This window comes from Faecalibacillus sp., assembly GCF_047023275.1.
Taxonomy (GTDB): Bacteria; Bacillota_I; Bacilli_A; order Erysipelotrichales; family Coprobacillaceae; genus Faecalibacillus.
Genome location: NZ_JBKYAR010000007.1, coordinates 49,076 through 60,616 on the forward strand (window position 1 = coordinate 49,076; position 11,541 = coordinate 60,616).

The 11,541-nt window shown below is 29.4% G+C and carries 6 protein-coding genes; all 6 read right to left on the minus strand.

What is annotated here, in order from left to right:
- Positions 1–9: 9 nt before the first annotated feature.
- Positions 10–1,017 carry an anthranilate phosphoribosyltransferase gene (trpD, locus tag ACLVEP_RS03740; RefSeq protein ID WP_412582924.1) on the minus strand — a complete coding sequence of 336 codons (1,008 nt, stop codon included), beginning with the start codon at positions 1,015–1,017 and terminating at the stop codon, positions 10–12.
- Positions 1,010–1,588: an anthranilate synthase component II gene (locus tag ACLVEP_RS03745; protein ID WP_412582926.1), complete on the minus strand. Its 579-nt coding sequence runs from the start codon at positions 1,586–1,588 to the stop codon at positions 1,010–1,012. Before ACLVEP_RS03745 ends, trpD begins: the two co-directional genes overlap by 8 nt.
- Positions 1,572–3,044, minus strand: a complete 1,473-nt coding sequence (locus ACLVEP_RS03750) for an anthranilate synthase component I family protein (protein ID WP_412582928.1) — start codon at positions 3,042–3,044, stop codon at positions 1,572–1,574. The genes ACLVEP_RS03745 and ACLVEP_RS03750 overlap by 17 nt, the downstream gene beginning before the upstream one ends.
- Positions 3,045–3,649: 605 nt before the next feature.
- A complete protein-coding gene (gene malQ, locus ACLVEP_RS03755; protein ID WP_412582930.1) occupies positions 3,650–5,116 on the minus strand; it encodes a 4-alpha-glucanotransferase in 1,467 nt (488 codons plus the stop codon).
- Positions 5,117–5,289: 173 nt separating this feature from the next.
- Positions 5,290–5,499 carry a hypothetical protein gene (locus tag ACLVEP_RS03760; protein ID WP_412582255.1) on the minus strand — a complete coding sequence of 70 codons (210 nt, stop codon included), beginning with the start codon at positions 5,497–5,499 and terminating at the stop codon, positions 5,290–5,292.
- 299 nt (positions 5,500–5,798) lie between these two features.
- The gene (locus ACLVEP_RS03765) at positions 5,799–11,426 is read right to left on the minus strand and encodes a beta-N-acetylglucosaminidase domain-containing protein (RefSeq protein ID WP_412582932.1); all 5,628 of its coding nucleotides are present in this window, start codon (positions 11,424–11,426) and stop codon (positions 5,799–5,801) included.
- Positions 11,427–11,541: the final 115 nt, after the last annotated feature.

Consider the following 11,541-nt stretch of genomic DNA (forward strand, 5'->3'; position numbering starts at 1 on the left):
TATACGCTCCTATTTGTTTGATTCTTTTATAAACTCTTCTAGTTTTTCATTTGCCTTTCCACTATCAATCAACTCTGCTGCTAAATCAATTCCTGCTTTTAAAGAATCAACTTTACCACCAATATATAAACCTGCCCCCGCATTCATTAAGACAGCTGTTCTAGGTCCACCTTGTTTACCGTTTAAAACATCTCGTGTAATTTGAGCGTTTTCTTTTGGAGTTCCTCCAACAAGTTCATCTTTTAAACATCTTTGTAAACCAAATTGTTCAGGTGAAATTGTATAAGTTTCAAATTGACCATCATTAATTTCACAAACAAAAGTTTCATTAGATGCTGAGATTTCATCTAAACCATCTCTTCCATAAACCACCATAGCTCTTTTAACCCCTAAATTACTTAAAACTTGAGCAAGTGGTTCAACTAATGATTCATCATAAACTCCCATTACTTGATAAGTCGCTCCTGCTGGATTCGTAAGTGGTCCTAAAATATTAAAGACTGTACGAATACCTAGTTCTTTTCTTACTGGTGCAACATACTTCATCGCTAAATGATAGTTTTGAGCAAATAAGAAACAAATATTAATATCGTTTAATAATTCCTTACTTCTTTTTTCATTGATTGTAATATCTACTCCAAGAGCTTCTAAACAATCTGCTGCGCCACTTTTTGAACTTGCTGCACGATTTCCATGCTTAGCAACTTTAACACCACCACTAGCAATCACAATAGATGAAGTTGTAGAAATATTGAAAGAGTTTGATCCATCTCCTCCAGTTCCTACAATTTCAAGAACATCTTGATCATTTAATAACTTCACACAATGTTCTCTCATTCCTTTAGCACTTGCTGTTATTTCATCAATTGTTTCACCTTTTAATGAAAGTGCTGTTAAATAAGCAGCCTTTTGAATATCAGAAGCTTGATCATCCATGATTTCATTCATACATTCATAAGCTTCTTGATATGTTAAATCTTCTTTTTTTGATAATTTAATAATTGCTTCCCTAATCATTTTGTATCTCCTTTAAAAAATTTTCAACTATTTTTTTACCTTCTTTTGTTAAAATCGACTCCGGATGAAACTGTAACCCATAAATAGGATAGTTTTTATGACTAATCGCCATGATTTCACCATCATCGCTTTCCCCTATAATCTTCAAGCATTCTGGTAAATTATCTTTTTTAGCAGCTAAACTATGATATCTAGCAACTGCTGTCTTTTCCTCGATTCCCTTAAAAATTGGATTTGTAGTATCTACTTTAATTGTCGAAGACTTCCCATGCATGACGCTTTGAGCATAACTTACAGTTCCACCAAAAGCTTCAACAATTGCTTGATGCCCTAAACAAACTCCTAAAATAGGATATTTTGTATAACATTTTTGAACAACTTCTTCTATAACACCTGCTTCACTTGGTTTCCCTGGACCTGGTGAAATAATAATACATGATGGATGAAGTTGGTCTATTTCTTCAACTGTCATTTCATCATTTCTAATGACCTTGATATTTGCATTAATTGAACCTATCAATTGATAAAGGTTATAAGCAAAACTATCGTAATTATCAATAAGTAGAATCATAATCAATACCCCCATCTGCCATTTTAATTGCTTCAACAACTGCACCAGCTTTATTTAAACATTCTTGATATTCATTTTCAGGAACACTATCATAAACAATTCCTGCACCACTACAAATAGAAATTTCATTGTTTCTTTTATAAGCTAAACGAATGCCAATACATAAATCCATATTTCCTGTAAAATCTAAATAACCAATAGCTCCTCCATAAATCCCTCTTTTATTTTGTTCTAATTGATTAATGATTTGACATGCCCTAATCTTTGGTGCTCCTGATAAAGTACCTGCAGGAAGTAAAGCATCAACTGCATCTAAAGCATTATATTCTTCCTTAATTTCACTGCTGACAACACTTGCTATATGGATAACTTTTGAAAACTTTAAGATATCCATATAAGATACCACATGTACACTATTGAATTTAGAAATTCTTCCTAAATCATTTCTTCCTAAATCAACGAGCATATTATGCTCTGCTAACTCTTTTTCATCTTTTAATAAATCATCTATTAATTGTTGATCTTCTTGATCATCTTTTCCTCTTTTTCTAGTTCCAGCAATTGGGAAAGTTGTTAACTTTGTTCCCTCTAGTTTAATTAAAGTTTCCGGAGAGGCTCCAGCTACTTCAATATTATCACTTGCAAAATAGAACATATAAGGTGATGGATTTGTTGTTCTTAAAACACGATAACTATCAAATAATGACCCCGTCGCTCTTGCATAAAGTCTATTTGATAAAACAACTTGGAAAATATCACCTTCTTTAATATAATCAATTCCTTTTTCTACCATTTGACAATATTCTTCTTTAGAAAGAACTGGTTTAAATTCTTCTAATATTTTTAATGGTTGAACAAGTGTTTTAACATGTTTTCTAATTATATAATCTAATTCATTTAATTCTTTGATTCCTTGTTTATAATTCTTTTGTAAATTATTTGTTTCTATATTAACAATTAAAATCATTTTTTGTTTAAAATGATCAAAACAAATAACTTTATCAAAAAGCATCAAATCCACATCATTAAAGCCATTATCTTTTTGACTTTTAATAATCGAAGGTTCACTATATTTAAAATAATCAAAGCTAAAATAACCAACCAAACCTCCTGTAAAAGTAGGAAAACCCTCTAGCTTTAAACTACGATGTTCATTTAAAACTTTTCTAATATATTCTTTGGGATGTGTCACTTTAAAAATCTTATCATCCACTTTCATCATATTGTTATAACAAGTAATTTCGCTTTTAGGATCAAAACCTATAAAAGTATATCTTCCCCATTTATTTTTATCTTCATGACTTTCTAACATATAAACATGTTTAGAATATTGTTTTAATTTTCTCATTAATTCTATAGGTGTAATCATATCACTATAGATTTCTTTTTTTATTGGAACTAAATCATAAGATTTTAGATCTAATTTTTCTAACATTTCTAAACTTGGATAATACATATAATTCCCCCTAATAATTAAAAAAACCGTCTTGAAAGTTAAACTTTCAAGGACGGTTATATCCGCGGTGCCACCTTGATTCATGATACACTCATGCACTTTACTAGATGCTATCACATCTATGACTACTTACGTAAGCCTGACGTCAAAGAATACTCAGCTAATGCCTTTCCTTTTGCCCTCAGTGGTCCATTTAATAGACTGCGTTCTGTTTGCTTCCACCATCCAAACTCTCTATAAGTGCACGTTCTATTTTTATCTCCACTTCATCGGTTTCACTTGTTGTATGTATTATAAATCGGTTTTAAAAATAAAGTCAACATTATTAAATAATGTTTTATTTTTTGTACATTTATATAAAAAGAAAAAGACCATTCGGTCTTAACTTCAAGTCCATGTACAAATTTAGAATGTTGTTGTCAAAAAAATATTTAAGGAAGAAAAACCTGTTCATGACTTGTTGCAAAACCTATTATATTTTTTTCTTTTTAAAAATCAATTTTATTATCGTAATTTAATTAATAAAAGCGATTACATCCTTGTAAATTTAAAAAAAGTAGCTTTTATCGCTACTTTTTAGGATATATAAATAATAAGTATGGTATTTATCTTTTAGCTTTTTTCAACATTTTTTGAATTACTGCTATTTGATTTTGATAATCATCAAATGAAGTAAGTTTATAAGACCAATTATGTGGACCAACTGTGCCTGGTAAATTAATACGTGCTTCTTTGCCATAACCAAGTAAATCTTGTAAAGGAATAATAGAAATCACTGCATCACATTCAAGTGTATATGCAAGCATATCTTCCACAAGATTTTCTCCTGTATATCCAAGACCTTTCATAATTTCTTTCATTCTTTCTTTATCATCTAATTCTTCATACCATTGTTTAAGAGTAGCATTATCATGTGTTCCTGTATAAACAACACAATGCTTAGGAATTTTATATTTAACTTTTCTTTCATCTTCTCCAAAAGAAAATTGCATAACTTTCATTCCCAATAGATCATAATGATCTCTTAGTTCATGTACTTGTGGACGTAATTCTCCCAAGTCTTCAACAATCATATTAAGTTCTGGTAATTGTTTATAAACTGAATCTAGAAAATGATAACTTGGTCCTTCTATCCACTTTCCTTCTCTAGCTGTAGCACTTCCATAAGGAACTGACCAATATGTATCAAAAGCTCTAAAGTGATCAACTCTTAAAATATCAAAAACTTCATTATTCCATTTTAATCTTTTAATCCAAAAATTATATCTTGTTTTCTTTAAATAATTCCAATCATATAATGGATGTCCCCATAATTGGCCATCTTTTGAAAAGTAATCTGGTGATGCTCCAGATACAAATTTAGGATAAAATTTATCATCTAATTGGAAACATTTACGATACTCATAAACATCTGCAGAATCATCACCTACATATAAAGGCAAATCTCCCATAATAGAAATTCCTTTTTGATGAGCATGTATTTTTAATAAATTAAATTGTTTTACAAAAATATATTGAAGAAATTGAATATAATCAATTTCTGCTTCTAATCCTTCATTACTTCCTTTAATATTTTGATCTTCATCATTCCAATCTACCCAAGGTAAACCTTCATTTGCTTTATTTAAAGCCATAAAACGTGCATATTTTTTAAGCCAAAATGTTCCTTTAACAAAAGTACGATATTCTTTCTTTAATTCTTTATCTTTTAAGAAAGCTTGATAAGCTTTTCTTAAATAACGATCTTTAAATAAACGTACGCGTTTATAATCAACTCTTTTTAAATCTTGTAAATAGTTAGGAACTTCATCTAACAAATGCCAATCTTTTAAAAGTTCTAAAGAAATATATATTTCATCACCAGCAAAAGATGAATAAGGAGTATAGGGTGAATTACCAGAGCTTGATGGATTTAACGGCAAAATTTGCCAAATAGAAAAACCTGCTTGAGCAGATAAATCAACAAATTCATAAGCTTCTTTTCCTAAATCTCCAATTCCATGTTTTCCTGGTAAACTAAATAACGGTAATAAAATACCTGCTTGTCTTTGATCAAGTGTTTTTAATTTCATGATTTTCACCTCTTCTTTAAATATATCATAAAAAAAGTGTTTTCGCTTATGAAAACGCTATCTTTTTTACTTTTTATACCCTACATGCCTAAACAAGGGATAAATATTCATATTTTTTTGCATATGAAAAGGATACATACAAATTGTATCCTTTCAATAGTTAGAGGACAAATTCACATTCCACCTGGATTACGGTAAGTCATATGTGCTTGTGCTCTTGAAATTTCATAGTCTACACTATGAACATCTCGGGATAAATCATGAAGTTCTTTAGTTTCTAAGTAATTGTTTTTCCCTTTATTTTTTTTATTTTGAATAAATAGATAAAGGTTAATAGCAATTATAACAATGATCATTAATACAATTAAATAAATAAGCTTCATATGTATCACCTCTTTAATTTATTTTATTATATATATGTGGAAATAATGTGTATTTATCAATCCTTTTTATCTATATTTTTGTACTTTATCTGATTTAATAGATGTTTGAACACTATATAATTTCAAAAAAAAGCCAAATTTGATATAAAATGGCTTATGTTTTGTACTATTTTATTGATCATCCTACAATAAATAAATATAAAAATAGTGATATGTTTATCCTCATTTAAACTGGGAAGATAACTTTTTAAAAGAAAAAGGTCTATTTTCTTGTTTCAAGAAAATAGAATCCTTTTATCTTAATTTTCTTTTGCTTTTTTTCTTAAAGATACATAAACGATTGCTGCCATTAAAGCAAGTACTGCAAATGTCCATGCAGATGTTTGATCTCCAGTTTTTACCTTATTATTTGTAATAACTTGTGGTTTTTTTACAGGTTCAGTATCTGTAGATACTGTAGGTGCTTTTTCTAATGCATCAATAGCATTTTGTAATTCATTTACAAGAGCATCTACTTCTTCTTGTGTCATTTCAGCTGTATTTTCTAATTTTTTAGATACTTCAGTAACAACATCTATTAATTTAGAATATGATTCTTCCGTATACTTTTTACTATCTAATCGTTTAATTTGATCTAATAAAGCATGAATACCATCTAAATCACCACGTTTAACAAGTTTTTGAGCAGCTTCTTTTAATGTTACAGTTAATGCTTGAATATCATCACTTGTGTTTTCATTTTCTAAAGCAGCTTTTACATCATTATAAACTTTTTCAAATTCTTTCCATGATGAAACAGTATAATCTTTTTCTTGATATTGTTTCATTAAAGCTTTTAATGCATTTACTTCATCATCTGTTGCTTTTAAAACTAATTGTGCTCTTGCATCTTGTAATTGTTTTAAAGCTTCATCTAATTGTTCTTTTGTTGCATTTTCTTGTTCAATTAATGTTTGTGCGTTCTTTAATGCTTCTTTAAATGGATCAGCTGTAGTTGTTAAATATTTATTAGTATCTAACTTATCTAATTCGTTTGATTCAATATAATCTTTTAAAGCTTTCTTACTTACTGATGCTTTTGTTACTAATTGAGCTTTTGCTTTTTGTAAAGCTTCTACCATATCAATAACTTCTTTTTCTGTAATTGTTGCTTCATCTTTTTTAATTAAATCTTGAGCAAGTTTCACTTGATTTTGTAAAACTGTCCATGTTTCACTTGTATAATCATTTTCTTTTAATTGACTGATTGCATCAAGTTCATCTTTAACGTTTTGAATATCTCCACGTTTAACAAGATTTGCATAAGCAACCCCTAATTCAGATTTTGCATTTGTAACAGCATCTAATTCACCATATTGTTTATCTAAAACCTTTTGAGCTTTTTTTAATGCTGTTTCAAATTCTTTATAAGAATCTGCTGTATATTTATTTTCTTTAACATCTAAAGAATCAATATAACTTTGTAAATCATTTGCTGCTGTTGAAGCATATTCATCTTCATTTAACATAATAACTTCTGAAATTGTTGGAATTTGATTTTCATCCCATGAAATTTTTAATTCATAAACATTTCCTTCTGGCATATAGAATTCATTTAATGATTTTCTAAGAGTTCCAACTTGAACCCATTTCTTTCCATTAACATCATCTACAAGAACTGAAACTCGTGCATTTGAAATTTCACCTTTTTGAATAATATGCATTTTCTTAACATCTAAATCACTTGATAATGTATAAGTAATGCTTCCAGCTTTTGTAGAACCTGGTTTATATGCTGTAGATAAATCTCCATCAAACATATATTGAGGAATAAATCCATTTGCTTCTACAGTTGAAGAAGTATATGTTGGATCATTTGAAACTGGTACATATTCTCCATCATTTAATACAATTTCATTAAAGACAACTGCTCTATTATTATTTGTTGCAGTCATTAAGATTTTTAAATAACGTGCTTTAACATTATTAGCAGTTCCTTCTACATATACTTTATTTGGATATGTGCTAGATGCTGTATATCCGGCATCTGAATCAATACATTTAACCCCTGCATCATCAGTATTTTCAACACCATCTCCAATAGTAACAACTTTTGTCCAATTTTCTAAATCATCAGATACTAAAATATCAGCATCTCTAATATAGTTAACGGCACTATCTTGACAATACATTTGAATTTTAGAAATTGTTCTTTCTTGTCCTAAATCATAAATAATATATTGTCCTTTTTGAGGTAAGTCACCAAATTCTGTTGTTGTATCGATATTACCATCAAATGCTGCACCATTATTTCTAGTATCTTCACCAACACCCCATGAAGGGTTAATAGTCATTGTTGTTTCATATAAATATGGAGCTGTAATTTCATTTGAATGTACTTCAAAATGATTAATTGTTAATTTGATAGCTTTATCTGTTTTATTGATTAATCTTACATATCTTCCATCTGGTAATTCTTTTTCTTGACCAGTTACAGTTGTCCATTCAACTGCATTTTTTGAAACTTGTAAAGTTAATCCTTGACCATTTTCATAATCAATATTTAATGCCCTTAAATCTTTAATTCTTGATAAATCAACACCTACGTATTGACCTTTTTCTAAAGTGATTTCTTGATTATAAATTAATTCTGTAAGTGCTTCTTCACTTTGTGAAGCTAATCTATAATCTGTATTTGTATAAACATTAGTATTATTGAAATCTTCATCTGGATTATAAGCTTTTACAGAAAATTCAGAGAAAATAACCCATACAGCTTTATCTTCTTCATTAACCAAACGTACATAACGAGCTTTTAAACCATAGAAGTTTTCTTCAACTGTATCTTTACCACTAGCTAAACCTTGATAAGTTTTATAAGTTGTCCAGTTTTGATTATCATTAGAATATTGTAAGCTATATTTTTCCCATTTATCACCAGCACTACGATCTCCACCGATAACTGCATAAATTTTACCAATAGCTGTTTCTTTACCTAAATCCCAACCAATATAATCATCTTTTCTTGTTGTATTATCTGGTTGTGTATTAAAATCTAATGCTGTTGAACTATCACCATCTGTTAAATTAGCAACTGTTCCTTGATAAATTTTCCATGTATCTGTATACATAAATGTTGCATTGATTTGTCCTGGATCAGTCATTTTAAATGTATTGACTTTCCACCAATATCCAGCTGTATCACTTTGTAAATTTAATTCTAAGTTTCTAATACGAATTGCCTTAGCTTTAATATTTTGACTTGATACATCTAATTCAACTGAAGCATCACCATTATATTCTTTTAATGCTGTCCAGTTTTGTCCATCAGTTGTATATTCAATAACATATTTTGTTGATTTGTCTGTTCCTGCATCTTGTGCAAAACAAATTGTACCTAATGTTTTTGCTTTTTTGAAAGTTAATGTAATACTTGCATCAACTGGTAAATAATCTTTAATGTCTCCACCTTTATAAGGGCTTTCTGCAAAATGCGCATAAGTAGCATCACTATCATCTAATAAATTATTTAAAGAACCACCTTTAAGTGTTAACTTATCAATTGATAATGTACCTGGGTCTTCTTCAGTTACTGTTTCATCCACATTAACTGCAATATCTCTAACACCTAACCAAGTATTAGACTTATCTTCTGTAGCAATCATACGAATACCCTTAACAGCTTTTAAATTTAAATCCGTTAATGCTACATCATTTGGTAAGGTATATTCTTGATCATCTAAATCAACCCATTTTTTACCATCTGTTGTATATTGTACTTTAGCTTTAGAGAAAGTATCTTTTGGATTTGAGTTAGTTCCTAATCTAAAAGTTACTTTGTCAATATCGATTGCTTTTGAATAACTAACTCCTACATAAGTTCCTTTACTGATTGTATTTGGAGTTTTATAAACAATTTCAGTATTAGCTTTATTATCAAATACATAATCAGTATTACCTGTTGGTGTATCATTACGATTTGTAATAAATTTAGTAACTTGTTTATTTGGATTTACAATTGTAGAAGCAATAGTAGACAAATAAGAATCCATTGCTTTGATAAATGGCACAATATGTTGTACCCCTACTTCAGCATATTCTAAATGATCAACATAATTGAACCCATATGTTTTTGATTTTTCAAAAGCAGCTTGTCCTGCAGCATATAGATCCCAAATCTTATCATTTGCTTCTTCATCTTGTACTGCTTTAACAGCTTTAATATAATTAATTGCTGCATCTGTTGTATCATCCCAGCAGTTTAACCAATAAACAATTTGATCTTTTACTCTTGTATCACCTGCTTGTGCTCTATATGTTGCACTCGCATTTTTCAAGATTGTAAATTCGTTGATTAAATCTTCAAATTGTTCATCACTAATTGTTGTCCCATTAGCAATAGCTTCTTTGAAGCTTGTTAAACGATCTTTTAAATCTACTGATTCTTGTAATGCAGTAACACGGCTATCCATATTTTGATTGATCATATGTTTTGAAAGTTCTCTTAAAGCAGCTGATGCTTGAGTTTCAATAGCACTGTTATGATCAACATATTTAAATGAAGCATTCCAACATTTTTGTGCTTCTTCTTCGCTTTGCCAGATATTCCATGAATAACATGCATTCCCAAAAATTGCAACTTTACTTGGCTCAGATTGTTGCATTGGATTTAAAACAATTCCTTGAATTTTATTTGGATCTACGCCAGGGTGTAAAAATGTTGTATATCCACCCATAATTAAGTGTTTTTTAGAGTTATCTGTACATGGCCAGTTGATCCACATATAAGGTCCACGCCCAGCGTTATTTGTAAAAGTTGCTGTGAAGTTATTTGTAACTTCTCCCCATACTCTACCACCAGTCATAACGATTTGAATATTTGCTGGGAAATTTCGATAATAGCTTTCTCCATAATACATATATTCTTGTGTAACGAATGGTAATGATAATTTTAAATCAGGGTATGTTTTTTGCATTTCTTTTATCCATGCTGTCATATCAGTTAATGTTTTTGTATAGTTAGCACCACCAACATTTCCAGCATCATCTGCTAAAATAGCAATTTGACGTACACCTGCTTTAATAACTTGTTCAAATTTAGCTTGTAATACTTTTAAGTCAGCTTGATAGTTTTCTTCACTATTATATCTAATTGCATTATACATATATGGATGTAACGCAAATACAAAACGACATTTTGATTTATTTCCTGCTTCAGCAAGCGGTTTGATCTTCGTTTCAATTTCTTCATCTGTATAAAGTTCACGCCATTTAGAGTTATGTTTAGGATCATCTTTAGGAGCATAGAAATAAGAATTTAACTTGTAGTATCCTCCCCATTCCATTAATTTCATTCGATCCGTAGTTGACCATGGATTTCCATAATAACCTTCGATAAATCCACGACTAGCTACATTAGCATAATCTTCCATTGTAAAATTACGGATAGTATTTCCGTCTAATTGTTTAAAGATATGATACAAACTTGTAAGACCATAAAAAGCAGCATCTGTATCTTTACCTAAAACTGTAATTGTTCCATTATCAACTTTTAATAAGTATGAATCTAATTGATCATATAAATTACTTGTTTTTACTGTATAATGTTCACCAGCGTATTGATCAACATATTGGTTAGAATCTTTAATACCTACTAAAATGTTTGTTTGGTCTTCTTTTACTTCTGTTGAAGTAGTAGCATTGATCTTTTTAATAGCTAATACTTCATTTAATCTATCCTTTGTATATTCATCAATACCATCTTCATAGACAACATTGACAGTAGATGTCATATCAAATGAGCCATCTTGATATTCCATCATATGAGGATTTGGATAGATTTCATAGTCTTTTTCTAAAGCACTTACGATTGGATAAGAGTGAATACACCCAATTGACATCAAAAATGCAAGTACTAAAGAAATAATTTTCTTTGCCTTTTCTTTCATATTCTTCTTCCTTTCTTATTTACATTACTGCTCCTTTAAATGAATAATGTAATTTTAATTTGCAAATACAAACCAAAAAATAAAGACCAAATAAGATACACTTAAAAAGCGTAAG